General features: G+C 66.8%; 24 protein-coding genes. 11 read left to right on the forward strand and 13 right to left on the reverse strand.

All coding sequences use genetic code 11. The features are described 5' to 3' along the window. Nucleotides 1-55: 55 nt before the first annotated feature. Nucleotides 56-3,343 carry a ribonuclease E gene (gene rne, locus KXV01_RS11645; protein WP_263467809.1) on the reverse strand — a complete coding sequence of 1,096 codons (3,288 nt, stop codon included), beginning with the start codon at nt 3,341-3,343 and terminating at the stop codon, nt 56-58. Nucleotides 3,344-3,750: 407 nt separating this feature from the next. Here rne and KXV01_RS11650 point away from each other — a divergent pair, with 407 nt between their 5' ends. Further along, the gene (locus KXV01_RS11650; RefSeq protein ID WP_262224184.1) at nt 3,751-4,725 is read left to right on the forward strand and encodes an RluA family pseudouridine synthase; all 975 of its coding nucleotides are present in this window, start codon (nt 3,751-3,753) and stop codon (nt 4,723-4,725) included. A gap of 71 nt (nt 4,726-4,796) precedes the next feature. Here KXV01_RS11650 and zupT read toward each other — a convergent pair whose 3' ends face one another. The 3 genes from zupT to KXV01_RS11665 all read right to left on the reverse strand — a co-directional run bounded on the left by zupT (nt 4,797) and on the right by KXV01_RS11665 (nt 6,467). Next, a complete protein-coding gene (gene zupT / locus KXV01_RS11655) occupies nt 4,797-5,606 on the reverse strand; it encodes a zinc transporter ZupT (RefSeq protein ID WP_049417245.1) in 810 nt (269 codons plus the stop codon). Nucleotides 5,607-5,703: 97 nt separating this feature from the next. Continuing rightward, nucleotides 5,704-6,120: an energy transducer TonB gene (locus tag KXV01_RS11660; RefSeq protein WP_049417243.1), complete on the reverse strand. Its 417-nt coding sequence runs from the start codon at nt 6,118-6,120 to the stop codon at nt 5,704-5,706. Further along, nucleotides 6,117-6,467: a 4a-hydroxytetrahydrobiopterin dehydratase gene (locus tag KXV01_RS11665; RefSeq protein ID WP_021203009.1), complete on the reverse strand. Its 351-nt coding sequence runs from the start codon at nt 6,465-6,467 to the stop codon at nt 6,117-6,119. Before KXV01_RS11665 ends, KXV01_RS11660 begins: the two co-directional genes overlap by 4 nt. Nucleotides 6,468-6,557: 90 nt before the next feature. On the opposite strand from KXV01_RS11665, the gene KXV01_RS11670 reads away from it, so the two are divergent. Then, complete coding sequence (locus KXV01_RS11670; protein WP_049417239.1) at nt 6,558-7,157, forward strand: NfuA family Fe-S biogenesis protein; 600 nt, start codon at nt 6,558-6,560, stop codon at nt 7,155-7,157. A gap of 10 nt (nt 7,158-7,167) precedes the next feature. Then, the gene (locus KXV01_RS11675; protein ID WP_263467810.1) at nt 7,168-8,922 is read left to right on the forward strand and encodes a hypothetical protein; all 1,755 of its coding nucleotides are present in this window, start codon (nt 7,168-7,170) and stop codon (nt 8,920-8,922) included. 100 nt (nt 8,923-9,022) lie between these two features. On the opposite strand, the gene KXV01_RS11680 is transcribed toward KXV01_RS11675, so the two are convergent. Next, nucleotides 9,023-9,436, reverse strand: coding sequence for a barstar family protein (locus tag KXV01_RS11680; RefSeq protein ID WP_049417235.1), 414 nt, complete (start codon nt 9,434-9,436; stop codon nt 9,023-9,025). Beyond that, nucleotides 9,436-9,888: a ribonuclease domain-containing protein gene (locus KXV01_RS11685; RefSeq protein WP_263467811.1), complete on the reverse strand. Its 453-nt coding sequence runs from the start codon at nt 9,886-9,888 to the stop codon at nt 9,436-9,438. The genes KXV01_RS11680 and KXV01_RS11685 overlap by 1 nt, the downstream gene beginning before the upstream one ends. Nucleotides 9,889-10,107: 219 nt before the next feature. On the opposite strand from KXV01_RS11685, the gene KXV01_RS11690 reads away from it, so the two are divergent. Further along, nucleotides 10,108-10,719 carry a superoxide dismutase gene (locus KXV01_RS11690; protein ID WP_005410310.1) on the forward strand — a complete coding sequence of 204 codons (612 nt, stop codon included), beginning with the start codon at nt 10,108-10,110 and terminating at the stop codon, nt 10,717-10,719. Nucleotides 10,720-10,850: 131 nt separating this feature from the next. Here the strand turns inward: KXV01_RS11690 and KXV01_RS11695 are convergent, their stop codons facing one another. Next, a complete protein-coding gene (locus tag KXV01_RS11695; protein ID WP_049440642.1) occupies nt 10,851-11,699 on the reverse strand; it encodes an endonuclease/exonuclease/phosphatase family protein in 849 nt (282 codons plus the stop codon). A 162-nt stretch (nt 11,700-11,861) separates the two neighbouring features. Here KXV01_RS11695 and KXV01_RS11700 point away from each other — a divergent pair, with 162 nt between their 5' ends. Together KXV01_RS11700 and KXV01_RS11705 are read left to right on the forward strand one after the other, a co-directional pair. Further along, nucleotides 11,862-13,427 (forward strand): oligopeptide:H+ symporter, encoded by a 1,566-nt coding sequence (locus KXV01_RS11700; protein ID WP_049440644.1) that lies wholly within the window; start codon nt 11,862-11,864, stop codon nt 13,425-13,427. A gap of 7 nt (nt 13,428-13,434) precedes the next feature. Further along, entirely contained in the window at nt 13,435-14,061 is a 627-nt protein-coding gene (locus KXV01_RS11705; protein ID WP_049417227.1) for a rhomboid family intramembrane serine protease, read from the forward strand. A gap of 43 nt (nt 14,062-14,104) precedes the next feature. Here KXV01_RS11705 and KXV01_RS11710 read toward each other — a convergent pair whose 3' ends face one another. After that, nucleotides 14,105-14,266, reverse strand: a complete 162-nt coding sequence (locus KXV01_RS11710; protein WP_014037806.1) for a hypothetical protein — start codon at nt 14,264-14,266, stop codon at nt 14,105-14,107. A 208-nt stretch (nt 14,267-14,474) separates the two neighbouring features. On the opposite strand from KXV01_RS11710, the gene KXV01_RS11715 reads away from it, so the two are divergent. From KXV01_RS11715 to KXV01_RS11730, 4 genes are all read left to right on the forward strand, one after another. Then, entirely contained in the window at nt 14,475-14,777 is a 303-nt protein-coding gene (locus tag KXV01_RS11715; RefSeq protein WP_005417588.1) for a GNAT family N-acetyltransferase, read from the forward strand. 37 nt (nt 14,778-14,814) lie between these two features. Beyond that, nucleotides 14,815-15,696 (forward strand): DUF3298 and DUF4163 domain-containing protein, encoded by an 882-nt coding sequence (locus KXV01_RS11720; protein WP_049417225.1) that lies wholly within the window; start codon nt 14,815-14,817, stop codon nt 15,694-15,696. Nucleotides 15,697-15,715: 19 nt separating this feature from the next. Then, nucleotides 15,716-16,831 carry a cyclopropane fatty acyl phospholipid synthase gene (gene cfa, locus KXV01_RS11725; protein ID WP_049440646.1) on the forward strand — a complete coding sequence of 372 codons (1,116 nt, stop codon included), beginning with the start codon at nt 15,716-15,718 and terminating at the stop codon, nt 16,829-16,831. 150 nt (nt 16,832-16,981) lie between these two features. Next, on the forward strand, nt 16,982-17,722 hold the full coding sequence (locus KXV01_RS11730; RefSeq protein WP_099494572.1) for a hypothetical protein: 741 nt from the start codon (nt 16,982-16,984) through the stop codon (nt 17,720-17,722). 125 nt (nt 17,723-17,847) lie between these two features. Here KXV01_RS11730 and KXV01_RS11735 read toward each other — a convergent pair whose 3' ends face one another. Then, nucleotides 17,848-20,016 carry a M3 family metallopeptidase gene (locus tag KXV01_RS11735; protein WP_263467812.1) on the reverse strand — a complete coding sequence of 723 codons (2,169 nt, stop codon included), beginning with the start codon at nt 20,014-20,016 and terminating at the stop codon, nt 17,848-17,850. A gap of 130 nt (nt 20,017-20,146) precedes the next feature. On the opposite strand from KXV01_RS11735, the gene KXV01_RS11740 reads away from it, so the two are divergent. Continuing rightward, nucleotides 20,147-20,626, forward strand: coding sequence for a glutathione peroxidase (locus tag KXV01_RS11740; protein WP_263467813.1), 480 nt, complete (start codon nt 20,147-20,149; stop codon nt 20,624-20,626). A gap of 75 nt (nt 20,627-20,701) precedes the next feature. Here KXV01_RS11740 and KXV01_RS11745 read toward each other — a convergent pair whose 3' ends face one another. The 4 genes from KXV01_RS11745 to KXV01_RS11760 form a co-directional block, all read right to left on the reverse strand. After that, nucleotides 20,702-21,481: a ferredoxin--NADP reductase gene (locus tag KXV01_RS11745; protein ID WP_005417572.1), complete on the reverse strand. Its 780-nt coding sequence runs from the start codon at nt 21,479-21,481 to the stop codon at nt 20,702-20,704. 80 nt (nt 21,482-21,561) lie between these two features. Continuing rightward, entirely contained in the window at nt 21,562-23,433 is a 1,872-nt protein-coding gene (locus KXV01_RS11750) for an ABC transporter ATP-binding protein (protein WP_049439378.1), read from the reverse strand. Nucleotides 23,434-23,657: 224 nt separating this feature from the next. Next, on the reverse strand, nt 23,658-24,107 hold the full coding sequence (locus tag KXV01_RS11755) for a carboxymuconolactone decarboxylase family protein (protein WP_099494577.1): 450 nt from the start codon (nt 24,105-24,107) through the stop codon (nt 23,658-23,660). A gap of 36 nt (nt 24,108-24,143) precedes the next feature. After that, on the reverse strand, nt 24,144-25,040 hold the full coding sequence (locus tag KXV01_RS11760; RefSeq protein WP_099494574.1) for an RNA polymerase sigma-70 factor: 897 nt from the start codon (nt 25,038-25,040) through the stop codon (nt 24,144-24,146). Nucleotides 25,041-25,082: the final 42 nt, after the last annotated feature.

Consider the following 25,082-nt stretch of genomic DNA (forward strand, 5'->3'; position numbering starts at 1 on the left):
CAGAAACGGCGGGGATCATCGATCCCCGCCGTTTTTTCACGCGATCAAAGAGCGATCAGTTCGCCGGCGGAGTGCGCTTGGCGCCTTCTTCGCCTTCTTCGTCGGCCTTGGCTTCGGCCGCCTGGGCTGCCGCATCGGCGTGGCCATCGGCGACCGGATCGATCGACGGTGTCACCACTGCATCGGCGACCGGGGCCGCAGCTTCCACCGGTGCAGCTTCAACCGCCACCGGAGCGACCGGCTGTTCGGCGACCGGCGCGGTCTCCACGACCGGTTCGGCTTCAACCGCAGGAGCGGCTTCCGCCACCGGGGCAGCCTCAACGGCCAGCGGCTTGGCTTCGACCGCCGGAGCGGCTTCAGCGAGCTCCGGCTCCGATTCCACGACCGGAGCAGCCTCGGCCACGGCCGACTTCACTTCGACCACCGCAGTGGCTTCAGCGACCGGGGCAGCCTCAACCACCACCGGCTTCGCTTCGACCGCCGGGGCTGCCGCTGCCACTGGCTGGGCCGGGGTCGCAGCGTCGATGGCATCGAGCATGCTGGTCTGCACCGGCGACGCCGCCGGTTCGGCCTTGGCGACGGCTTCGACCGGAGCCTGTACCTTCGCCACGACCGGTGCAGCAGCATCGACCACGGCGCTGCTCACCACCGCGGCCGGCGCGGCGACAACAGCGGCGGCGGCGCGGACCGGCTTCTCGGCTTCGGCAGCGGTCGGTTCGGCTTCGTCATCGAATTCGAACTCCGGCTGCGAACGCGCCGGCTGTGCCGCGGCCACCGGAGTGGTCCCGGCAACGCTGTCGTTGCTCTGTCCGGCGACATCAGCGGCATCGGTGTCATCACCGTCGTCCGCGTCGTCCTGTTCATCGCCCAGGCCATCGCTGCCGGCAGCGTTCTCGGCGCCACCACGACGGCGGCGACGGCCACCACGACGGCCACGGCGGCGGCGGGTTGCGCCTTCACCGGCCTGCTCGCCGTTGGCGTCGAGGGCAGCCTCTTCACCGGTCACGGCAATCGCCTCGGCCTCGTTGCCGGCGTTGGCAGTGGTGTCGGCCGGTGCAGTGACTTCCGCCGGAGCGGAGGCAGCCGGTGCAACCGGCGCCACCGGCGCAGTGGCTTCCTGCGCGGTCACGACGTTGGCAGCGACGGCCGTAGCGGCTACGGCTGCAGCCCCGGTCACGGCCTCGGCCGGCAGCTCGGCGACGCTGCGCTGCGGCTTCTCGGCCGGCTTGTCACCGTCCTGCTGCTGGCGTGGCTGCTTGGGCTGCTTCAGCTTCGGCTGGTTCTGGTTCTGGTTCTGGCCCTGCTGCTCGTTGCGCGGCTTGTTCTGCTGCTGCGGCTGCGTCTGGCCATCCTTCTGCTGCGGCTCTTTCTGCCTGCCCTGCTGCGGCTGCTGCTGGGCATTGCCGTTGTTGCCGTTGCGGCCGTCCTTGTTGCGCTGCTCACCACGGTCCTTGCGGTTGCCGCCATCCTTCTGCTGCTGCGCGTTGCCGTTGCCACCGTTGCCACGGTTTTCGTCGCGACGGTCCTTGCGATCCTTGTTGCGATCCTTGTTGCGGTCCTTGCGACCACCGTCCTGCTGCTGGCGCGGAGCCGGGGCGGCCGGAGCCGGCGCCGGTGCCGGCTCGCCACCGAACACGCGCTTGAGCCAACCGATCACGCCGCCGCTCGGAGCCGGCGCCACTGGCGCTGCCACGACCGGAGCCGGAGCGGCTGCAGCCGGAGCCGCTTCCTCGCGCACCGGGGCGGGAGAGGTGTGCTTGACCTGGGTCACTGCCGGCGGCGGGATGTTCAGCTGGCCCTTGGTCAGGGCGTGCACCGGCAGCTTGCGCGGGGTACCACGCTGGTAGCTGGGCTTGCTGCTCTCTTCACCCAGCTCGTTCTCACGCAGGCGGGTGACCGCGTAGTGCGGGGTGTGCAGCTGCTCGTCGGCGACGATCACGATCGGCGCTTCGTGGCGTTGCTCGATCTCGCGCAGGGCGCTGCGCTTCTCGTTCAACAGGTAGTTGGCGATCTCCACCGGCGCCTGGACCAGCACCTGCCCGGTGTTTTCCTTCATCGCATGCTCTTCGGCAACGCGGATGATCGACAGCGACAGCGACTCGACGCTGCGCATGCGGCCGTGGCCGTCGCAACGCGGGCAGACGATCTGGCTGGATTCGCCCAGGCTCGGGCGCAGGCGCTGGCGGCTCATTTCCAGCAGGCCGAAGCGCGAGATGCGGCCGACCTGCACGCGGGCACGGTCGTACTTCAGCGCGTTGGCCAGGCGGTTCTCGACCTCGCGCTGGTGCTTGTTGGAGGCCATGTCGATGAAGTCGATCACCACCAGGCCGCCCAGGTCGCGCAGGCGCAGCTGGCGAGCCACTTCCTCGGCCGCTTCCAGGTTGGTCTGGAAGGCGGTGTCCTCGATGTCGCTGCCCTTGGTGGCGCGCGAGGAGTTCACGTCGACTGCGGTCAGTGCTTCGGTCTGGTCGACCACGATCGAGCCGCCCGACGGCAGGCGCACGTTGCGCTCGTAGGCGCCTTCAATCTGCGACTCGATCTGGAAGCGGTTGAACAGCGGGATGTCGTCCTTGTAGTGCTTGAGCTTGCGCAGGGTCTGCGGCATCACCTGCTGCATGAACTCGCGGGCGTGCTCGTACATCTCCTCGGTGTCCACCAGGATCTCGCCGATGTCGGCGCGCAGGTAGTCCCGCAGGGCGCGCACGATCAGGCGCGATTCCTGGTAGATCAGGAACGGGGCCGGCTTGCTCAGCGCGGCTTCGGCGATGGCGCGCCAGACGTTGAGCAGATAGTCCAGGTCCCACTGCAGCTCTTCCGCATCGCGACCGACGCCGGCGGTACGGATGATCACCCCCATGTCGTCGGGAATGTTCAGCTTGTCCAGGGCCTCCTTCAGCGCGGCACGGTCTTCGCCCTCGATGCGGCGGGACACGCCGCCGGCGCTGGGCGAGTTCGGCATCAGCACCATGTAGCGGCCGGCCAGCGAGATGAACGTGGTCAGGGCGGCGCCCTTGTTGCCACGCTCTTCCTTGTCGACCTGGACAACGATCTCCTGGCCTTCCTTCAGCAGCTCGCGGATGCCGGCCTTGTTGTGGTCGACACCGGCCTGGAAGTAGTCGCGGGAGATTTCCTTCAGCGGCAGGAAGCCATGGCGGCCACCGCCGTACTCGACGAAGGCGGCTTCCAGCGAGGGCTCGATGCGGAAGATCCGGCCCTTGTAGATGTTGGACTTCTTCTGTTCCTTCGACGGCTGTTCGATGTCGATGTCATACAACGACTGGCCATCCACGATGGCAACACGCAGCTCTTCAGCCTGCGTGGCGTTGATCAGCATTCGCTTCATTGTTGCGTTCCTCGCAAGCGGCTACCGCGCGGAACGCCATGGGGTTTCGCCTCTGGACACGGCTCGCCGCCCATTCGCGCAAGCGCGGGGAGGGCGGCTTGGGTTTCCAGCGCTACGACACCACGGCAGGCCGCGGGAGCGCTTCACTCTTATGGGTTTTGGGTGTTGCAGGGCCGCAGGCAGCTGTCAGCCAGGCTGGAGCGCCACGCGGGACATGTTCAGCACGGTTGCGTGTCAGGCATCCGGCGATGGCCGGGAAGGCCGGTGAGCCGCTAACATGGCCGCCCCGCGGGCGGTGGTCGCGCACTGTGCCGGATTCGTCGGAAGCTGGGCTTCTGGCCCTGAGTAACTTCCAACGAAATCAATCCCTTATCTCGCCCCCCGAGTGTAACAGAATAAACAGCCTGATGACCGCCCAAGACCCGACCAAACCCGCTGGCGACAAGCCTTCCGTGCGCATGATCACCGTTCCCGCCGACCGCGCCGGCCAGCGCCTGGACAACTTCCTGCTCGGCCAGCTGAAGGGAGCCCCGCGCAGCCTGGTGTACAAGCTGGTGCGCAGCGGGCAGGTTCGGGTGAACGGCGGCCGCGCCAAGGCCGAGCGCAAGCTGGAGGCGGGCGATGAGGTGCGTGTGCCGCCGGTCCGTCTCAGTGAGGAAGGAGACAAGGCCGGCCCGCCAGAGGCGTTCATGCGCCGGCTGGAGCAGGCCATCGTCTTCGAGGACGCCCGGCTGCTGGCCCTGAACAAGCCCTCCGGCGTGGCCAGCCACGGCGGCAGCGGCATCAGCTTCGGTGCCATCGAGACCCTGCGCGCCTTGCGCCCGGGACAGACACTGGAGTTGGTCCATCGGCTGGATCGCGACACCTCGGGCCTGCTGATCGTGGCCAAGAAGCGTTCGGCGCTGAGCGAACTGCAGGCGCTGTTGCGTGAAGACCACGGCGCCGGCATCCGCAAGCGCTACCTGACCCTGTTGGCCGGCCGCATGCCGGACGGTGTGATGACCGTCGACGCGCCGCTGCACGTGGGCCTGCGCCAGGGCGGCGAGCGCCATGTACAGGTCAATGCGATCGGCAAGGAATCGATCAGTCACTTCCGGGTGCTGGAGCGCCGCGGCGGCCATTCGTACTGCGAGGTGCGCATCGAAACCGGCCGCACCCATCAGATCCGCGTGCATGCCCAGCATCTGGGCCATCCGGTGGCCGGTGACGACAAGTACGGTGATCCGGCAGTCAACAAGCGGCTTCGTGAGCAGATCGGGCTGAAGCGCCTGTTCCTGCACGCGGCCTCGCTGGAGTTCGCACTGGACGACGGCAAGAGCCCGTATGTGCTGAACGCGCCGCTGGCCGATGAACTGGCCGAGGCGCTGGATCGCCTGCGCTGACGGCGGTTCGGCCGTGCTGCGCGAAAGCCGGTCGAGCATGGCTTGACTCTACAGGGCGAACCGGGAACCCCTCACCATTTGAACAGCACCAGGCTGATCGCCAGCGTGCCCATGCCCGCCACCAGCCCATAGACGGTTTCGTGGCCCTTCGCATAGCGCTTGGCGGCCGGCAGCAGCTCATCCAGCGCCAGGAACACCATCACGCCGGCAATCAGCCCGAACACCCAGCCGAAGGTGGCGTGCGACAGCGACCCGGACAGCAACCAGTAGCCGAGCGCGGCGCCCACCGGCTCGGCCAGGCCCGACAGCAGGCTGGCGCTGAATGCATAGGCCTTGTTCTGGGTGGCGAAGTACACCGGCACCGCGATCGCGATGCCCTCGGGGATGTTGTGGATGGCAATCGCAAAGGCCAGTGGCATGCCCACCGACGGGCTTTCCAGCGTGGCGAAGAAGGTCGCCAGCCCTTCCGGGAAATTGTGCGCGGTGATCGCCACCGAGGTCAGCAGCGCGACCCGCTTCAGGTACTCGCGGCTGTTTTCGCGGAACGCGGGATCCTGCTTGTCCAGGCTGTCATGCGGGTTGGGAATGAAGTGGTCGATCAGCACGATCACGATCACGCCCAGCAGGAACGCCAGAGTGCCGTAGGTGAAGCCGGTGCGCTCGCCATGGGCCAGTGCGAACGAAGCAATGGATTTGTTGAGGATTTCCGACAGCGACACATAGACCATCGCGCCGCCGGCGAAGGCCAGGCCGAAGGCCAGCAGGCGCGGGCTGGGGCGGCGCGAGAACAGCACCAGCAGGCTGCCGATCGCAGTGGCGAGGCCGGCCGCGAGGGTGACCGCCAGCGCAATCCAGATGTTTTCGGGGGGAATCTGCAGCATCTACCGACGCAGTCCTGGTCAACAGACAACCGCCCCGGACAGGGCCGGGGCGGCGAGGGCGAGGCGGGCGCCGGCTGGCCTCGTCGGGTGCGTGCGATCAGCCGCCGCGGCGCAGGCGCTCTTCAATGGCGAAGCACTGGTCCGGCTTCGGCTGCGGCGGGTTGAAACTGACCGGCACCTGGATGGTGGCCGGCACCGGCTGGCCATTGCGGGTCGCGGCCTTGAACTGCCAACCCTGCACGGCGGTTTTGGCCAGTTCGTCCAGCTGCGGGTTGCCCGCGCCAGTCAGCAGGGCGACCTCGCTCGGCTTGCCGTCGGTGCCGATGGTCACCTTGAACGTGCTGGTGCCGCCCACGCCCATGCAGGCCAGTTCAAGCGGGTACTGCGGCGGCGGCGTCTTCACTGCTGCGACTTCGGTCGGCGGCGGCGGCGGTGGTGCCGGCGGTTCGGATGAGCCGCAGCCGGGCAGGCCGGCCGCAGCGATCAGGGACAGGCTCAGCAAGCGTACGTTCATGGCAGTTGCTCCGTCAGGGCCGAAGTCTTTGCCGCGCAGATGAAGTCGTTCTCGCTCAGACCGCCCACGTCGTGGGTGGAAAAGCGCACGACCGCGCGGTCGTAGTGCACGCCCAGGTCCGGATGGTGGTCCTCGCGGTGTGCAATCCAGGCCAGCGCGTTCACGAAGGCCATGGTGGCGTAGTAATCCTTGAAGCGGAAGGTGCGCGTCAGGGCCTGCCCGCCCTCGCTCAGCTCCCAGCCGGGAACCTGCGGCAGCAATTCGGCCAGGCGGGCTTCGCCGAGCTTGTGGTCGCTGCCTTTGCGTGGCACGCAACGGGCCTGGGCCAGTGGAATCAGGTCGGCCATGGGAATCTCCACCTCGTGTTGACTGAACAATGCGCCGGACGGTGTATAAACCGAATGAGCGGCTGACGCTTACTTGGCTAGAATAGCCTGATGATCCAGATCTCCGACACTGCCCAGACCCATTTCCGCAAGCTGATCGAACGCGAGGGCGTGCCTGGCATGGGCGTGCGCCTGAGCGCGGTCGACCCCGGTACCCCGCGCGCCGACGCCCGGCTGGAGTTCGCCGAACCCACCGACCTGCTGGGCGACGAGTGGGCGGTGGACTGCGATGGCTTCACCCTCTATGTCGATGCCGGCAGCGTTGGCTGGCTCGACGGTGCCGAGATCGACATCGTCGCCGGCACCGCCGGTGCCCAGCAGCTGACCATCAAGGCGCCGCGCATCAAGGGTGAAGCGCCCGGTGATGCGGCCTCGCTGGTCGAGCGCGTGCACTGGGTGGTGGAGAACGAAGTCAATCCGCAGCTGGCCTCGCATGGCGGCAAGGTGGCCGTGCAGGAAGTCTCGGCCGACGGCGTGGTGCTGCTGCGTTTCGGTGGTGGCTGCCAGGGCTGCGGCATGGCCGACGTGACGCTCAAGCAGGGCATCGAAAAGACCCTGATGGGCCGCGTGCCGGGCGTGACCGCCGTGCGCGACGCGACCGACCACGACAGCGGCCACGCGCCGTACATCCCGCGCGACAACGTCGCCTGATCGCTGACGCGTGCCTCTGACCCGGGCCGAGCAACTCATCGATCTGCTGCTGGCCCGCCAGCAGCCCCGCGCCGTCCTTGAGAAGACCACGCGCCTGCCTTATGGCTGGGCGTTGTGGCTGCGCTCGCTGGGGCCGCTGCCGCGGCCGTTGCATGCCCGCGAAGTGATTGCGGTATTGCTGCCGCGTCCGCTGCCCGCCCGGCCAGGCCAATCGCCGCAGTTGTCACCGTGGCAGGCGTTGCGCCGTCTGTTCTGGCAGGACTGGGACGCTGCGCCGCGCGACCAGCGCTGGATGCGCTGGACCTCGGCGCTGATCAGCGCACTGCTGCACCTGCTGTTCTTCATGCTGCTGCTGTGGGTGGCGGTGATCCGCACCACTGCGCCAGACGAAGAGGGCACCGAGGGCGAGCGCGTGCAGGTGGAGTTCGTCGGCCGCGCGACCCAGGAAGGTGGGGGCGATCAGCCAGGCGCCGAAGTCGCTGCGGCCGCTGCGGCAGGTCGGGTTGCGACGGGGCAGCAGGCGGGCGCCGCCACGGCTCCTGCTCCGCGCCCGGCGACTGCCGAAGCCGCCGCATCTTCCCCTGCATCCGCGCCGACCGCCAGTGTTCCTCCGCCGCCAGCCGAAGCCGAGCCGGCGCCGGTTGCCGCGCCGCCGCCTTCACCGGTCCAGGCCACCGAAGTGGCACAGGCCAGCACGGATTTCGTGGTGCCGCCGGTCAGCGTGCCGCGAACCGAAGTCAGCGTCGTGCCGCGGGACAGCACGCCCAGCGTACGCGAGCGCAGCGTGCAGCCGGTGCACGCGCCGCCGGCGCCTGCCCAGGTGCGCACCCCGGAGCTGGCCGTGCGCACACCACAGGTGCGTGACATCCAGGTGCGCGAACGCGAAGTCAGCACCGTCGAAGCGCCGGTCGCGCCCAAACCGCTGCGCAGCCCTGAAATGCAGGTGCGCGTGCCACAGCAGGACGTGCAGGTGCGTGAACGTGAAGTGCAGGTGGTGGCCGATCCGCAGGTGCGGATGGCGGCGGTGGCCGGGCGTGAGCCCGCCGTACGCGCGCCCACCGGCCGTGATGTACAGGTGCGGGAGCGTGAAGTGGCACCGGCGGCGGCACCGGCATCCTCCAGTGGCAGTGCCACCGTGACGCCTGCGGCTGCGGCCCAGGGCAGCGCGGCGCAGACGAGCAGCAGCAACCGTCCGTCGGCCTCCAGCAGCACACCGGCAAACGCGGGAGCGCGCCCGGCCCCCGATCCCGGCAACTGGGCGACACCGGCCAAGGGCGATGACTGGGGATCTTCCAGCCGCAGCCGCGACGGCAGCAATGGCGGTGCCCGCCAGGCCAGCGCCGCCGGCAGGGGCAATGGCCTGTTCAATGCCGATGGCAGCGTGCGCGTGCCGGGCCAGGACGGCGATGGCCACGCCGAGCGCGGTGCGCCCGGGGGCGCCAACGACGGCTGGAGCAAGGAGCGCATCGCGCAATCGGGCACATGGCTGAAACGTCCGCCGTACGACTACACGCCGACGTCGTTCGACAAGTACTGGGTGCCGCAGGAATCGCTGCTGGCCGAATGGGTGCGCAAGGGCGTCAAGGCGATGGAGATTCCACTGCCGGGCACCAACACGAGGATTTCCTGCGTCATTTCGATCCTGCAGGCCGGCGGTGGCTGTGGCCTGACCAACCCCAACATGCAGGACCAGCCGGCCGTGGCACGGCCGCCGCCGGACATTCCGTTCAAGAAAGAGCTGCAGGAAGATAACGGGAGCCGGTAGGCAAGGGGCGCCACGCCTGGCAGGCTCGTGCTTTGGTGGATGCCAACCCTGGTTGGCACAGAAGCGCCGACCAAGGTCGGCCTCTACCCAGGCACTGACCTTACGTGCTCTGTGACAGGAACACCCAGAACGGCACATCGCGACCGACCCAATCGCGGCTGGCTTCATCCATCACGTCCAGCAGGGTGTCGAAGTCCTTCTGCGCGGCGGCGCGCAGCGCGTCCACGTCGCACAGGAACAGCGCGTAGCCGTTGGCCGGCAGCCATTGCAGATCACGCAGGTTGTCCGACAGTGCATCCCAGTTGCCGCCGAAACCGGCCGGGAAATCCAGTTGCGCGGCGAGCCGGGCGAGCAGGGTGCGCTTGTCCGTCACGCCTTCCAGGTCGATGCGGATCACCTTGAGGCTGGCATCGCGCATTGCTGCGGCCAGTGCGCCGATGTCATCGCTGTCGATGGCATAGACACCGGCATTATTGATGTCATGCAGGCCGAGGCCGAAATCATCGTGGCTCATCATTGCGCTCCCTGGGCCGATACGGTGAAGCTGCGGAACGATTCGTAGTGGTCGTCGGTGTAGTACCACGCCTCCGGCGGATCGCCGCCGGTGACAATGCGGCGCGTGCCACGCGTGCGTGCACCGGGGGTGTCGACGGTGTACTCGCGGTAGTAGCCACGCGGACGTTGCGGCAGCTGCTGCTCGCGGTTGCCGAAGGTGGTGCCATCCTGACGGTGCGGGAACGGGCCGCCACGCTGGATCAGGGCGATGGTCGCGCGTGCTTCGGTGGGCAGGAACGCGGGCAGGCCGTTGTCCCCTCCGGGCGTGGCCGTGGCAGGCGCCCGTGTGGTCGGTGTTCCCTGCAGGTCCGGTGCGAACTGTCGCGTCGGCGGCCGCTGCAGGAAATGGTTGGCGACCAGGCCGAGCAGCAGCAGGGCGATGGCGGTGATCAGCAGCCGGGGGTTGCGCATGGGCAGGGGCGGGCGAGGGTGGTGCACGCACTGTAGCGCCTGCGCGCTGCATGGTGCATGAGGGCGGCGCCGCGTCACTGCTGCGTAACAATTGCCGTCGTGCTCACTGGCAGGACGCAATTTCCTTTACATCCCCCTTGGTAATCTGATGGTCTGTCCCCATCATTCACCGCGCACCGCCCGACATCGTCGGGTGCCCTCGCAATCAGGAGATGCATCATGGCCTACACCCTGCCCAAGCTGTCCTACGCCTACGACGCGCTGGAGCCGCATATCGATGCGGCGACGATGGAAATCCATCACACCAAGCATCACCAGACCTACATCAACAACGTCAACGCGGCGCTGGAAGGCACCGAGTACGCTGACCTGCCGGTCGAAGAGCTGGTGAAGAAGCTCAAGTCGCTGCCGGAGAACCTGCAGGGCCCGGTGCGCAACAACGGTGGTGGCCATGCCAACCACTCGCTGTTCTGGACCGTGATGGCTCCGAATGCTGGCGGCAACCCGGTGGGCGACGTGGCCAAGGCCATCGACAAGGACCTGGGCGGTTTCGACAAGTTCAAGGACGCCTTCACCAAGGCGGCGCTGACCCGTTTCGGCAGCGGCTGGGCGTGGCTGAGCGTGACCCCGGACAAGAAGGTCGTGGTCGAGAGCACCGGCAACCAGGACAGCCCGCTGATGGAAGGCAACACCCCCATCCTCGGCCTGGACGTGTGGGAGCACGCGTACTACCTGAAGTACCAGAACCGCCGCCCGGAATACATCGGCGCGTTCTTCAACGTCATCGACTGGAATGAAGTCGAGCGTCGTTACCAGGAAGCGATCGCCTGATCGCGGTGACGGGATGAGTGGAAAGGCCGGGGGAGACCCCGGCCTTTTCTGTTGCAGGACTCATACGGTAGTGCCGGCCGCTGGCCGGCAATCGTGTGGTCCCGAGGGAGCCGGCCAGCGACCGGCACGACCTATTCGGCGGTGGCCGTATCGTCCTGCAGGCGCAGGGTTGCCAGCACGCCCAGGCGCAGCTCGGGCAGGTCGCCGTCGGCGGGCAGCAGGATCGGCTGCTGGCGGATGCCGCCGAAGTGCTTGACCTGGAACAGCACGTCCAAGCCGTGGCCACTGGCGCCGCCGCCACTGGCCGCAGGCGGCTCGGGGCGGCCGCCGGGATTGCGCCGTGCCGGCTGGAAGCCGGGCGTGCTCCGCACCAGCTCCACCGTGCTGGCCGAAAAGTCGCCCGCGATCAGGCTGGGCATGCCTTCGGCGGTGGCGTCGATCCAGGTCATCAGGTCGCTGGTCTGATGTTGGCGGGCGGGGGCCTCGTCCGGGTCCGGGCGCAGCCGCGCCACATAGATGTTGACCAGCGCCTCGCCCAGCTTCAGCCGCATCATGCCGGCCGCACTGAAGGTGCCGGGAGGATGCAGCAGGGTCACGCCGTCCTCGCTTACCGGCAGCCGGGTCAGCATGGCGTTGCCATGGCGCAGTGGCTGGCTGGGTGGGTCGGCGGTGACGAAGTCGCAGCTGTAGCGCAGCCGGCTGGCCAGCCAGCAGGCCGGGTTGCGGCCTTGCTGCTGCAGCACCTGCTGCACCGAGATCACGTCCGGCTGCAGGTCGGTCAGCAGTTGAGCGACCTGCTCGCGACGCTGCTTCCATTGCGCGTCATCGCGGCTGGGCAGCTCCAGCGCGGCTACCGTCAGCTGCCGAGGTTCGCTCTCACTGGCAACGGCGGCCGGCGCCTGTGGTCGTGCCTGCGCCTGCAATGCCAGCAACAGCGCAAGGCAGCTGAGCAGGAGGCGGGCGGGGGCGAGGGGGCGCATAACGATAAGTTTACGCTTTTGTCGTGCAGGTGCCGTGACTTCCGGCAGGGCCTGCACTGCCTGCCATGGATTGGCACCGTTGTCATGCAGCCCTGCAGCGTGCTTCGCAAGCCCTGGTTCCGGTAACCTTGCGCCTTTCGCTTTGCAGGAATGCCTTACAGGATGAGCCACGACGCAGTCGCCCCCATCGCCGGCCAAGGAAAGATGCCGCGCCAGATTCCGTACATCATCGGCAATGAGGCCTGCGAACGGTTCAGTTTCTACGGGATGCGCAACATCCTGGTGCAGTTCCTGATCACCTCGCTGCTGCTGCAGGAAATCACTGCGGAAGGCCGTGCTGGTGAAGCCAAGGACATCATGCACAGCTTCATGATCGGCGTGTACTTCTTCCCGCTGCTCGGTGGCTGGCTGGCCGACAGGTTCTTCGGCAAGTACCACACCATCCTCTGGTTCAGTCTGGTCTACTGCGCCGGCCACCTGTGCCTGGCGCTGTTCGAGAACAGCCGCGAGGGCTTCTTCCTCGGCCTGGGCCTGATCGCGCTGGGTGCCGGTGGCATCAAGCCGCTGGTGGCCTCGTTCATGGGCGACCAGTTCGACCAGAGCAACAAGCACCTGGCCAAGATCGTCTTCGACGCCTTCTACTGGATCATCAACTTCGGCTCGCTGTTCGCCTCGCTGCTGATCCCGCTGGTACTGAAGAACTGGGGTCCGCAGTGGGCGTTCGGTATCCCGGGCATCCTGATGTTCATTGCCACCTTCGTGTTCTGGCTGGGCCGCAAGCGCTACGTTCTGGTGCCGCTGCCGCCGAAGGATCCGCATTCGTTCGCCAACGTGGTGCGCACCGCGCTGACCACGCGCGTGGCCGGCCAGGGCCGTCCGGGCCTGGTGATCGCCGTGCTCGGCCTGGCGCTGGCTGCGGCCTCGTTCGGCCTGGTCGGCTCGCTGGGCATCGTGATCTGCCTGTGCCTGGCGCTGGTGTCGATCCTGGCGGGCATCGGCGGTGGCACCTGGCTGCAGCTCGATCGCGCCCGTGGCCAGCATCCGGTCGAAGCCGTGGAAGGCGTGCGCTCGGTGCTGCGCGTGCTGGTGATCTTCGCGCTGACCACGCCGTTCTTCTCGCTGTTCGACCAGAAGGCCTCGACCTGGGTCCTGCAGGGCCAGCAGATGCAGATGCCGAACTGGTTCACCGCCTCGCAGATGCAGGCACTGAATCCGCTGCTGGTGATGATCCTGATTCCGTTCAACAACCTGGTGCTGTACCCGGCCCTGCGCCGCTTCGGCTTCGAGCCGACCGCGCTGCGCCGCATGACCGCCGGCATCGCCTTCAGCGGCCTGGCCTGGATCGTGGTCGGCGGCATCCAGGTGGTGATGGACGGCGGCAACGCCATGTCGATCTTCTGGCAGATGCTGCCGTATGCGCTGCTGACCTTCGGTGAGGTGCTGGTCTCGGCCACTGGCCTGGAGTTCGCCTACAGCCAGGCGCCGCAGGCGATGAAGGGCGTGGTGATGAGCTTCTGGAACCTGACCACCACCATCGGCAACCTGTGGGTGCTGCTGTCGAACGCTGCCGTGCGCAACGATGCCGTGACCCACAGGATCGCCAGTACGGGCCTGAGCGAAGCGGCGTTCCTGATGTTCTTCTTCGCCGGTTTCGCCTTCGTCGCGGCGTTGGCCTTCGGTTGGTACGCGAAACGCTATCGTATGGTCGACAACTACCGTAGCGCCTGAGCCTGACATGACCCCCGTCAATCTGCTGCTGATCGCCATCACCGCCATCCTGTCGTGGATGGCGTTCAACAACCGCAAGCTGGCCGATCGCCTGATCCTGTGGCCGCCGGCCGTCGACCGCCATCGCCAGTACGACCGGCTGGTGACCTATGGCTTCATCCATGCCGACTGGTCGCACCTGATCTTCAACATGATCACCCTGTTCTTCTTCGGGGGATTCATCGAGAGCGTGATGGTGCAGCTGACCGGCAGCTACCTGACCTACCCGGCGTTCTACATCGGCGCGCTGCTGGTCTCGATCCTGCCCAGCTACCTGAAGAACCAGAAGAACCCGAACTACCTCAGCCTCGGGGCATCCGGTGCGGTGTCGGCGGTGCTGTTCGCCTTCATCCTGATCAAGCCGTGGTCGATCATCCTGGTGTTCTTCATCCCGGCACCGGCGATCATCTACGCCGCGTTCTACGTCGGCTACAGCATCTGGATGGACAAGCGCGGCGGCGATCGCATCAACCACAGCGCGCACCTGGCAGGTGCGGCGTTCGGCGTGATCTTCATGCTGGCCATGCAGCCGAGCATCTTCAACCACTTCCTGCGCGAACTCTCCAACCCGACCTTCCGCCTGGGCGGCGGTTGATGCGGGTGGGGGGGCGGATCGGGTCCGATCCGCCCCGGCCGGGTCAGGCCGCGGTCTGCTGGCCGTAGGTATCCAGCAGGCGGGCGAACACTTCCTCGCCGATGCGCTGGAAATCCTGATCCTCGGTCTGCCCTTCCACCGCCAGTTGAAGCAGGCCCTCCAGCAGGGCGCGGTCGGTATCGGAATGGGAATTGCTGGCGTGCATGGGAGCCTCCACGGTGGTGCGCATGGTCAACGGTCGCAAGGGTCGTGCCAGCCTGGCCGTACCCCTCCATAGGCGATAGCGGCCGTCCCGCCTCCAGCTTGAGGGCGAAAACTGACGTGAATGGACTGGACTTGCCCCTGTTCAGGCTTCACGCGATCATGGCGCCCGGCTGCGCACCATCCACGCAGTCGCCGCAGGAGACAGTTCCATGGCTTCGGTCACGCCCCCCGGTCTGGCCTACGAGGTCGAACACGACCTGGCCAACCACCGCTTCACCGCCCGTGTGCGAGGACAGCTGGCGGTGCTGGACTACCAGATCAAGCGCAAGCGCATGGTGATCACCCACACCGAGGTGCCCGAGCCGATCGCCGGCCGTGGCATCGCCGGTGAGCTGACCCGCGTGGCACTGCGTTTCGCCCGCGAGCAGAAGTACAAGGTGGTGCCGGCATGTTCCTACGCCGAGGCTTTCCTGCAGCGCCACGAGGAGTACCACGACCTGCTCGTTGGCTGAATGCCAGCGGGCCACGCTTCAGCCATGGCAGGCGATGATGTACAAACATGAACAGGGGATCCCGATGAAGATTGGAAACAACCGGCCACTGCACGGCAGCGTGCTGGCCGGCGTGGTGGGCGTGCTGTTGCTGGCCGGTTGCCAGCGTGAAAGCGAGCCGGCGCCGGCGACCGACGCGGCGCCCGCCGCCGAAGCCACCGCCGCCGGCGAGACGCCGGCCACGGAAGCGCCGCTGGACCTGCGCGACGTGATCGAGAACAACGAGCGTGAGGTGGTGGGCATCAGCTACCCGGCGGGTATCGACCGCTACCCCGGCCTGGCGCGCGCGCTGCAGGACTATGCCACCAGCGCACGCAGCGACCTGCAGCAGGCGCTGGACGGGCTTGGCAACGACAAGCCGACCATGCCCTACGAGCTGTCGCTGAGCTTCGAGAAGCTGCTGGAAACGCCGCAGCTGGTGGTGGTCAGTGCCGATGGCAGCCGCTATACCGGTGGCGCCCATGGCGAACCGCTGGTGGCGCGCTTCGTGTGGCTGCCGGCGCAGCAGCAGATGCTCAGCGCCGACAAGCTGGTGGCCGATGCCAAGGGCTGGAAGGTGATCAGTGAGTTCGTCGCCGACCAGCTGCGCGAGCGCGTGGCCACCCGCCTCAGCGGCGAGGACATGGACCCGGCCCAGCTGCAGGAATCGCTGCGCAACGCATCGCGCATGATCGCCGACGGGACCGGCCCGCAGGCCGACAATTTCAGCCAGTTCCAGCCAGTGACCGACGACAAGGGGCAGATCACCGCGCTGCGCTTTGTTTTCCCGCCGTACCAGGTGGGTCCATACTCGGACGGCACCCAGACCGCCGATGTGCCGGCGGCGGTGCTGTTGCCGCACGTGGCCAAGGACTACGTGGAGCTGTTCGCACGCGGTTGACCGCAGTCGAGGAGGTGGCGTGGATACAGGGTTGCAGGAGCGGGTCGCCGGCCTGCTCCACGAAGCCGGGGTCCGCATCGGCGGCACCCAGCCACAGGACATCCAGGTGCATGACCCGCGCTTCTTCGCGCGGGTCATGGGCCAGGGCTCGCTCGGCCTGGGCGAGAGCTACATGGAAGGGTGGTGGGATGCGAACGTCCTGGATGAATTCCTCGTCCACCTGATGCAGGCGCACCTGGATGAACGGGTGCACGGCTGGCGCGAAGTGGCCGATGCGCTGAAGGCGCGTCTGTTCAACCTGCAGGCGGGGCAGGGCAGCTACGAGGTCGGACGCCGTCATTACGACCTGGGCAACGATCTCTACCAGGCCATGCTCGGCCAGCGCCTGGTCTACAGCTGCGGCTATTGGCGCAACGCCGATGATCTCGACGCCGCACAGGAAGCCAAGCTCGACCTGGTCTGCCGCAAGCTGGGCCTGCGCCCGGGCCAGCGCGTGCTGGACATTGGCTGCGGTTGGGGCGAAGCCCTGAAGTTCGCCGCTGAGCGCTACGGTGTCAGTGGCGTCGGCGTGACGATTTCGCAGGAGCAGGCCGAGTTCGCGCGGAACCTGTGCGCGGGCCTGCCGATCGAGATCCGACTGCAGGACTACCGCGAGCTGGACGAACCGTTCGATGCGATTTTCTCGATCGGCATGTTCGAGCACGTCGGTGACAAGAACTACGCGGGCTTCTTCGAGGTGGCCAAGCGCTGCCTGTCGCCGCGCGGCCTGCTGCTGTTGCACAGCATCGGCACCAACATCTCCCGGCATCGCACCGATCCGTGGATCGCGCGCTACATCTTCCCCAACTCGATGCTGCCGTCGGCAGTGCAGATCACCAAGGCGTTCGAAGGCCGTTTCGTGCTGGAGGACTGGCACAACTTCGGCACCGACTACGACCTGACCCTGCAGGCCTGGCGGCGCAACGTAGAGGCGGCGTGGCCACGGCTGGACGCGCGCTACGACGAGCACTTCCGCCGCATGTGGCGCTTCTACCTGGCCGGATCGATGGCCACCTTCCGCTGCCGGCACGCGCAGCTGTGGCAGCTGGTGCTGTCGCCGGAAGGCGTGCCGGGTGGATACGTGGCGCCACGCTAAAGGGTGCGCGGGGGGGGGGGGGAGAGCGGGCCGGATGCGACACTCACTGACGCCAAATCCGTGTGTTGCACGGTCTGCTCCGCGCGTGGGCGTCGTCGACGCTAAGCTGTTGGGTCGGCGGGATTACCGCATTCCTGAAGGCGTTGCAGCATGGGTTGGGACATCACCTACCATCCAGTCGCGGATTCGGAGATCCGTGACATCTATTTCCGTGCGCTGGAGGACGTGACGCTGGTCGAGGCGCTGCAACAGCGGTTCCGGATCGAGCCGTTCTACATGGAGCAGTTGCAGGAACGCATCGACGAGGCCCGCGCGATCAGCGCCGAAGTGCCTTTCGAGAAGGGGCACGCGTTGTACCTGGCGATCGTGGCCGGTCACCTGCGCCGGTATCATTACCTTCGCGGGAGCGCCCTTTCGTTCTTCATCGACGACCCAGTGATTGCCCGTTATTTCGCGGACTGGCGGCAACTGGTGCCGCCGCAGTGGGCGGACGCCGCTGCCGGAAACCACCTGCGCGAGAACTACGGTGGTGGTGTGTTCATCACGCATGACCGGCTGAAGCAGATGCGCGCGGACTACGGCGGGGACAATGAACTGCGTGCGCGTCTGGACGAGCTGTTTTCCGATGGTCGACTGGCCGTGTTCTGGAGCGTTGTCGATGATGCCATCGGCAAGGAATGCGGATTGCTGGAAGCAAGCGAGGTGGTCGAGCCGAACCCGATGGACCTCAATGCATCGACCAGCATGAGCAATCTACTCAACTGCGCCCCCGATGGCGCGTTGCTGTACGCGGAGGCCGCCGCGGCCCAACTGCAGGAGTTCCTGGGCGCCCATACCTCTCCTGCAGTTGCTCCAAAAAGCCGATGGTGGGAGCGGCTGTTCCGGCGGTGACCGGAGATCATCCACGGATGGATGGGATCTACCGGGACTGCAGTAGATCCACGCCATGGGTGGATGCCACAAAAAAACCGCCCGGTCTCCCGGGCGGTTTTCGTTTCACGCTACCGCGCAGGTGATCAGTTGCCGGCGCCGGTCAGGCCACGCTTTTCCAGCAGGGGTTCGATCTGCGGCTCGTGGCCGGCGAAATCGCGGAACAGCTGCATCGCGTCGACGCTGCCGCCCTTGGACAGCAGCGTGGCGCGGAAGTGGTCGCCGTTCTTGCGGCTCAGGCCGCCATTGTCCTTGAACCACTTCTGGGTGTTGGCGTCGAGCACTTCCGACCAGATGTAGGCGTAGTAGCCGGCCGAATAGCCGCCCATGATGTGGCTGAAGTACGGGGTCTTGTAACGCGGCGGAACCGGCGCGTAGTAGATGCCGTCCTTCTCCAGCGCGGCGCGCTCGAAGGCCATCACGTCCTTGGCCGCCGGCACCTGGTCGGCGCCGATCTGGTGCCAGCGCTGATCCAGCATGGCCGCACCCAGGTACTCGGTGGTGGCGAAGCCCTGGTTGAACTTGGCCGCCGCCAGCACCTTGTCCAGCAGCGCCTGCGGCATCGCCGAACCGTTCTGGTAGTGCTTGGCGTAGTTCTTCAGGATGACCGGGTTGTCAGCCCACATCTCGTTGACCTGCGAGGGGAACTCGACGAAGTCACGCGGCACCGAGGTGCCCGAGAAGTACGGGTACTTCACGTTGGAGAACATGCCGTGCAGGGCGTGGCCGAACTCGTGGAAGGTGGTGTTCACCTCATCCCAGGTCAGCAGGGTCGGCTGGCCGGCCGGCGGCTTCGGGATGTTCAGGTGGTTGGCAACCACCGGCTTGAAGCCGGTCAGCTTCGACTGCGAGACGTAGGAGTTCATCCACGCGCCACCGCGCTTGGAGGCGCGTGCATACGGGTCGAAGATGAAGATCGCCAGCTGGCTGCCGTCGGCATCGAACACGTCGTAGACGGTGACGTCATCGTGATAGACCGGCAGGTCGGTGCGCTGCTTGAAGGTCAGGCCGAATTCCAGGTTGGCGGCATGGAACACGCCGTTCTCCAGCACGTTCTTCATTTCGAAGTACGGCTTCAGCTGCGACTCGTCGAAGTTGTACTTGGCCTGGCGCACCTTCTCGCTGTAGAAGGCCCAGTCCCACGGTTCCAGCTTGAAGGTCGGCTTGCCTGCGGCCTTCTGTTCCTGGTCGATCATCGCCTGCAGGTCGGCAGCTTCGCGCTTGGCGTTGGCCACCGCGGCCGGGGCCAGCTTGCCCAGCATCGCGTTGACCGCTTCGGGGGTTTTGGCGGTCTGGTTGGTCAGGTTGTAGGCCGCGAAGTTCGGGAAACCCATCAGCTTGGCCTTGTCGGCACGCAGCTGCATGATGCGCGAGACCAGCGCGGTGTTGTCGAACTCACCGCCACGGCTGCCACGGCTGACCGATGCTTCGTAGATCTTCTGGCGCAGGGCGCGGTTGGCCAGGTTGGTCAGCGGCGGCTGGCCGGTGGTGTTGAGCAGGGTGATCACGTACTTGCCGTCCTTGCCGCGGGCCTTGGCGGCTTCGGCGGCGGCGGCGATCTGCTCCTTGGACAGGCCGTCCAGCGCCTTGATGTCGTCGACGGTGATTGCCGAAGCGTTCACTTCCGACTGCACGTTCTGGCTGAACCTGGTGCCCAGGTTGGCCAGCTCGGCGTTCATCTCCTTCAACTTGGCCTTGTCGGCCTCGGACAGCTTGGCACCGGCGCGCACGTAGTTGTCGTAGTACTTCTCGACCAGCCGCACACCTTCGGCGTCCAGGCCCAGCTGGCTGCGGGTGTCATACAGCGCCTGGATGCGGGCGAACAGCTTGCCGTTCAGCGCGATCGCATCGCTGTGCGCGGCAAACTTCGCCGAGTAGTCGGCCTGCAGCTTCTTGCGGGTGTCATTGGTATCGGCGCCGACCAGGCTGAAGAACACGGTGGTCGCGCGGTCGAGGATGTCACCGCTCTTTTCCAGGGCGATGATGGTGTTGTCGAAGGTCGGCTTGGCCTTGTTGTTGGCGATCGCTTCCACTTCCTTCAGCTGCTGCGCCATGCCGGCGTCGAAGGCCGGGGCGAAGTCGCTGTCCTTGATCCGGTCGAACTGCGGATAATGCAGGGGCAACGGGCTTTCGGCGAAGAACGGATTGGCCTGCTGGGCATTGGTGCTGGCAGCCGGGGTGGCGGCGCCGGCCGAGAAGGCGGGCAGGGCAAGGCCGAGGGACATGGCCACGGCAAGGGCAAGGCGGGTGGTCAAGGCAGGAACTCCGGTAAGGCAAACAAGGGCCCGAGGGTAACCCGGCCGGCGGCGCCCGCACTTGTGTCAAAAGGCATGCTGGCGGGTCCGGGCGCGGGTACCATGCATTTACCGCCCACGGCCCGCCACCATGACCACCGCCTACGATTTCAGCTTCCGTGACCTCGACGGCCATCCGCAGGCGCTGGCCCGTTATCAGGGCCACCCGTTGCTGCTGGTGAACGTCGCCAGCCGCTGTGGCTTCACCCCGCAGTACACGGGGCTGGAACAGTTGTGGCAGGACTACCGCGAACGCGGCCTGGTGGTGATCGGCTTCCCGTGCCACCAGTTCGGCGCGCAGGAGCCCGGTGATGCCGCGCAGATCCGCCAGTTCTGTTCGCTGGACTATCCGGTCAGCTTCCCGCTGTCGGAGAAGATCGAGGTCAACGGCGAGGGCGCTGATCCGTTGTGGGCCTGGATGACGCACGAAAAGCGTGGCCTGCTCGGCAGTGCCCGCATCAAGTGGAATTTCAGCAAGTTCCTGGTCGATCGCCAGGGGCAGGTGGCGTCGCGGCATGCGCCCACCACCAGGCCGGAGCAGTTGCGCAGCGCGATCGAAGCGCTGCTGTGAGGTAGTGCCGGCCGCTGGCCGGCAACCCCGTGGGCCAGGAAGCGCCGGCCAGCGGCCGGCACTACCATTGCAGCATCACTTCTCGACGAACGCGCGCTCGAACACGTAGTGGCCCGGTTGGCCGATGCGCGGCGAAACCTGGAAACCCCGGGCATCGAGCACGGTGCGAAGGTCGGCCAGCATCTGCGGGCTGCCGCAGATCATCGCGCGGTCGTTTTCCGGGCTCAGTTCCGGCAGGCCGAGGGTGCGCTGCATCTCGCCGCTCTCCATCAGCTGGGTCAGGCGGCCCTGGTTGGCGAACGGCTCGCGGGTGACGGCAGGGTAGTACAGCAGCTTGTCGCCGATCATCTCGCCGAGGAACTCGTGCTCACGCAGTTCCCTCTCGAAGTAATCGCGGTAGGCCAGGTCCTTTTCATAGCGCACGCCGTGGCACAGGATCACCTTCTCGAAGCGCTCGTAGGTTTCCGGGTCCTTGATGACCGACAGCCACGGCGCCAGGCCGGTGCCGGTGCCCAGCAGGTACAGGTTCCTGCCGGGATGCAGGTCGCTGATCAGCAGGGTGCCGGTGGGCTTCTTGCCGACCAGTACCTTGTCGCCCGGCTTGATGTGCTGCAGGCGCGAGGTCAGCGGGCCGTCCTGCACCTTGATGCTGAAGAACTCCAGCTGTTCTTCCCAGTTGGCACTGGCAATGGAATAGGCGCGCAGCAGCGGTCGCGCCTCGGTTTCCAGGCCGATCATCACGAACTGGCCGTTCTCGAAGCGGAAACCGCTGTCGCGGGTGGTGGTGAAGCTGAAGTAGGCATCGGTCCAGTGACGGACCTCAAGCACCGTTTCGGCGCCGAAAGCGGAGGACATGGGCGTATCTATCGAAAGTCGTCGGGGGTGATTCTATCTCAAATGAGACAAGTTCTCATTGGGCGGAACGAGAGGCGTTCTCAGCGGTAACCCGCCGCCTGCAGCTCGAACAGCTCGGCATAGCGGCCGCCCTGCGCCATCAGCTGCGCATGGGTACCGCTGGCCTCGATCCGGCCATCGGCCAGCACCAGGATGCGGTCGGCCATGCGTACCGAGGAAAAGCGGTGGGAAATCAGTACGGCGGTGCGATTATCCGCCAGTTCCCTGAACCGCTGGAACACCTCGAACTCACTGCGGGCATCCAGCGCTGCCGTTGGCTCATCCAGGATCATCACCTGCGCATTGCGCATCCATGCGCGGGCAATGGCGATCTTCTGCCATTGGCCACCGGACAGGTCCACGCCCTGCTTGAAGCGGCGGCCGATCTGCTGGTCGTAGCCGCCGGGCAGGTCGTCGATCACTTCCTCGGCCATGCCGCGTCGCGCCGCGTCAGCGATGCGTGCCTGGTCGTCCATCGCCTCGACCTGGCCGACGCCGATGTTCTCGCCGGCGCTGAGGTTGTAGCGCACGAAATCCTGGAAGATCACCCCGAGATTGGCGCGCAGGTCATCCAGGTCGTAATCGCGCAGGTCGCGGCCATCGAGCAGGATGCGGCCTTCGTCCGGTTCGTACAGCCGCGCCAGCAGCTTCACCAGGGTGGTCTTGCCGGCGCCGTTCTCGCCGACCAGGGCCAGCACTTCGCCGGCGTGCAGCTGGAAATCCAGATGGCGCACCGCCCACTGTTCGGCATCGGGGTAGCGGAAGCCGACGTTCTCGAACACGAAGCCCTGGCGGATCGGCTGCGGCACGCGCACGGCCCCATCGCGCGAGTGGATTTCCGGCTGGATCTGGAAGAACGAGAACAGGTCATCCAGGTACAGCGCCTGGCTGGCCACCTGCGAGAAGCCGATCAGCAGGCCTTCCAGCAGCTGGCGCAGGCGCAGGAAGCTGCCGGCGAGGAAGGTCAGGTCGCCGATCGAGAAGTCCCCGCGCACCGTGCGCCATGCGATGTAGGCGTAGGCGGTGTAATACCCCAGCGTGCCCAGCGCAGCCAGCAGCGTGCCCCAGAACGCGCGGCGCCGTGCCAGGGCGCGGTTGGCCTGGAACAATGCCACCGACAGGCGCCGGTAGCGCTCCACCAGGAAGCGGTGCAGGTTGTAGATCTTCACTTCCTTGGCCGTTTCCACGCTGGCGCCCAGCTGGCGCAGGTAGTCGAGCTGGCGGCGCTCGGGCGTCCACTGGAAGTTGAGGCTGTAGCCGGCCGCGTTGAAGTGCGATTCGCCGATGAAGGCCGGCACCAGTGCCAGCGCCAGCAGCAGGATCAGCCACGGCGCGTAGACCAGCAGGCCAACGGCGAGGCTGGCCACGGTGATCGCGTCCTGCACCTGGCCGAACAGCTGGCTCATCAGGTTCATCCGGCCCATGGTCTGGCGCCGTGCACGGTCCAGCTTGTCCTGCAGGTCCGGGTCCTCGAAGTCCTCCAGATCCAGCGTCGCGGCGTGTTCCATCAGGCGGATGCTGGTGGCGTTGGCGAACAGTTCGGAGAGCAGGGCATCGGCATAGCTGACCAGCCGGCCGAGCAGGTCCGAGGCGATGGCCAGGCCGAATTCCAGTGCCAGCAGGCCCAGCAGTGGATTGAGCAGGCCGCTGGACAGCGCCTCGCCCAGCGGCGGGAAGCCGGCATCGTGCTGGCTCAGCTGCAGGGCGCTGTCGATGATCAGCTTGCCGACGTAGAGCATCGCCACCGGCAGCAGCGCACGGATCAGGCGCAGCCCCAGGCTGGCCAGGGTCAGCGCCGGACTGGTCTTCCAGACCATGCGCAGGAAGGGGGGCAGATTGCGCATCGCCCTGAAGCGCTGGCGCAGGCTGGGTTTCTTCGCGGCGGCAGCGCCAGCGGTGGGGGAAGCAGGCATGCGCGTATTGTGCGCGCCTGATACGTGCAGATGGGGTCAGTGCAGCCGTGTGGCCGGCACCGGGGTCAGAGCCCTTCGCGAAGCGAAGGGATCCGACCCTCCCGCATCCACGCATGGCGTGGATCCACCCTGCCAACCCGCAGAAGAGCCAGCTTTTGCCGTTGCTCCAGCTGTTGCTCTGGCCTCTGCGGGTGCCGGGCGGCAGCCCGGCCAACAGGACCCTTTTACGGCAGCGGCGGCAGCAGCCCCGCACCCAGCCGGTTCCAGGCATTGATCACCGCAATGCCCATGCTCAGGTCACTGATGCCCTTCGCATCGAAGTGCGGTGCCAGCGCATCGAACGCTGCCTGCGACGGCGCACCGTCGGTCAGCCGGGTCAGCGCCTCGGCCCAGTCCAGTGCCGCGCGTTCGCGCGCGTCGAAGAAGCGGCTTTCGTGCCAGGCGGGCAGGGTGTCCAGCTTGCGCGGCTCGATGCCGCCCTTGCGCAGCGCGGTGCCATGCATGTCCATGCAGTAGCCACAGCCGTTGAGCTGCGACACGCGCAGGAACACCAGTTCCATCAGGGTCGGGTCGATCGAGCTGTCATGCACCGCCTGGCTGGTGGCCAGCAGGCCCTTGAAGGCCTCGGCGGCCAGGCGGGTGTAGGGGACGCGGGGGGAGGTGTGATCGGACATCTTGGGCTCCACGGCGGCCACGATGGCCGCCCTTCATCACAAGGACGCCGCAGCGTTGTGGTGCGTGACAACCTTCGGCAATTTTTCCGGATTCAGCACGCTGTACACGTTGGCGATGCGGCCATCGGCCACTTCGATGGTGGTGATCGAGTGCAGGCAATCGCCCTGGAAGCGCAGGATCGCAGGCTCGCCGTTGACGTAGCCCAGCTGCGCCGGATGCGCGGCGCCGCGGCGGGCGATGGCCCAGAACAGGCGGCCGATGCGCTCGGCACCCCGCAGTGGGCGGATCGCGGCGGTAACCACGCCGCCACCGTCGGAGACCAGTTGCGCGTTGGCGTGCAGCAGGGCCTGGATCGCCTCGCTGTCGCCGCGCTGCGAGGCATCCATGAAGCGCGTCAGCAACCGCCGGTGCTGGATGGCATCGGCGTTGAAGCGCGGCCGTCCGGCCTGCAGACGCTGCCGGGCGCGGTGCACCAGCTGCCGGCAGTTGGCTTCGCTGTGGCCGATCAGGTCGGCGATCTCACGGTAGTCGTGGTCGAAGGCCTCCTTCAGCAGGAAGGCGGCGCGTTCTTCGGGGCCGAGCTGTTCGAGCAGGGTCAGGAAGGCGACCGAGACCTCGTCGGCCAGCGCATGCAGCTGGGCCGGGCCGGGCGCGGGGTCAGGCTCCAGGGTGACCGCCAGCGGTTCGGCCAGCCATGGGCCGACATAGTGGACACGCTCGCGCTTGGCCGCTCGCAGGCGGTCCAGGCCGAGCCGGGTGGTGGTGGTGACCAGCCAGGCCTCTGCATCGCGGACGCTGGCAGGATCGGCGCCGGACCAGCGCAGCCAGGCGTCCTGCACCACGTCTTCGGCGTCGGCGCGGCTGCCGAGCAGGCGGTAGGCCAGCGCCATCAGGCGCGGGCGGTGGGTCTGGAAAACGGTTTCGGCGTTCATGTGGGCAAGGACGCCGCAGTGGCGCGTGGCGTGACAGAGCGT

The organism is Stenotrophomonas sp. Ps181 (genome assembly GCF_025697425.1).
GTDB classification, from domain to species: Bacteria; Pseudomonadota; Gammaproteobacteria; order Xanthomonadales; family Xanthomonadaceae; genus Stenotrophomonas; species Stenotrophomonas sepilia.

What these genes read in the sequence shown, in the direction of transcription:
- KXV01_RS11710 (WP_014037806.1), bottom strand. Translation starts at nt 14,266, where the DNA reads ATGCACGCCAGCAATTCCCATTCCGATACCGACCGCGCCCTGCTGGAG.
- KXV01_RS11755 (WP_099494577.1), bottom strand. Translation starts at nt 24,107, where the DNA reads ATGTCCGATCACACCTCCCCCCGCGTCCCCTACACCCGCCTGGCCGCC.
- KXV01_RS11760 (WP_099494574.1), bottom strand. Translation starts at nt 25,040, where the DNA reads ATGAACGCCGAAACCGTTTTCCAGACCCACCGCCCGCGCCTGATGGCG.
- KXV01_RS11695 (WP_049440642.1), bottom strand. Translation starts at nt 11,699, where the DNA reads ATGCGCCCCCTCGCCCCCGCCCGCCTCCTGCTCAGCTGCCTTGCGCTG.
- KXV01_RS11740 (WP_263467813.1), top strand. Translation starts at nt 20,147, where the DNA reads ATGACCACCGCCTACGATTTCAGCTTCCGTGACCTCGACGGCCATCCG.
- KXV01_RS11650 (WP_262224184.1), top strand. Translation starts at nt 3,751, where the DNA reads ATGACCGCCCAAGACCCGACCAAACCCGCTGGCGACAAGCCTTCCGTG.
- KXV01_RS11665 (WP_021203009.1), bottom strand. Translation starts at nt 6,467, where the DNA reads ATGGCCGACCTGATTCCACTGGCCCAGGCCCGTTGCGTGCCACGCAAA.
- KXV01_RS11660 (WP_049417243.1), bottom strand. Translation starts at nt 6,120, where the DNA reads ATGAACGTACGCTTGCTGAGCCTGTCCCTGATCGCTGCGGCCGGCCTG.
- KXV01_RS11690 (WP_005410310.1), top strand. Translation starts at nt 10,108, where the DNA reads ATGGCCTACACCCTGCCCAAGCTGTCCTACGCCTACGACGCGCTGGAG.
- KXV01_RS11750 (WP_049439378.1), bottom strand. Translation starts at nt 23,433, where the DNA reads ATGCCTGCTTCCCCCACCGCTGGCGCTGCCGCCGCGAAGAAACCCAGC.
- zupT (WP_049417245.1), bottom strand. Translation starts at nt 5,606, where the DNA reads ATGCTGCAGATTCCCCCCGAAAACATCTGGATTGCGCTGGCGGTCACC.
- KXV01_RS11670 (WP_049417239.1), top strand. Translation starts at nt 6,558, where the DNA reads ATGATCCAGATCTCCGACACTGCCCAGACCCATTTCCGCAAGCTGATC.
- KXV01_RS11715 (WP_005417588.1), top strand. Translation starts at nt 14,475, where the DNA reads ATGGCTTCGGTCACGCCCCCCGGTCTGGCCTACGAGGTCGAACACGAC.
- KXV01_RS11700 (WP_049440644.1), top strand. Translation starts at nt 11,862, where the DNA reads ATGAGCCACGACGCAGTCGCCCCCATCGCCGGCCAAGGAAAGATGCCG.
- rne (WP_263467809.1), bottom strand. Translation starts at nt 3,343, where the DNA reads ATGAAGCGAATGCTGATCAACGCCACGCAGGCTGAAGAGCTGCGTGTT.
- KXV01_RS11730 (WP_099494572.1), top strand. Translation starts at nt 16,982, where the DNA reads ATGGGTTGGGACATCACCTACCATCCAGTCGCGGATTCGGAGATCCGT.
- KXV01_RS11705 (WP_049417227.1), top strand. Translation starts at nt 13,435, where the DNA reads ATGACCCCCGTCAATCTGCTGCTGATCGCCATCACCGCCATCCTGTCG.
- KXV01_RS11745 (WP_005417572.1), bottom strand. Translation starts at nt 21,481, where the DNA reads ATGTCCTCCGCTTTCGGCGCCGAAACGGTGCTTGAGGTCCGTCACTGG.
- KXV01_RS11720 (WP_049417225.1), top strand. Translation starts at nt 14,815, where the DNA reads ATGTACAAACATGAACAGGGGATCCCGATGAAGATTGGAAACAACCGG.
- KXV01_RS11685 (WP_263467811.1), bottom strand. Translation starts at nt 9,888, where the DNA reads ATGCGCAACCCCCGGCTGCTGATCACCGCCATCGCCCTGCTGCTGCTC.
- KXV01_RS11680 (WP_049417235.1), bottom strand. Translation starts at nt 9,436, where the DNA reads ATGAGCCACGATGATTTCGGCCTCGGCCTGCATGACATCAATAATGCC.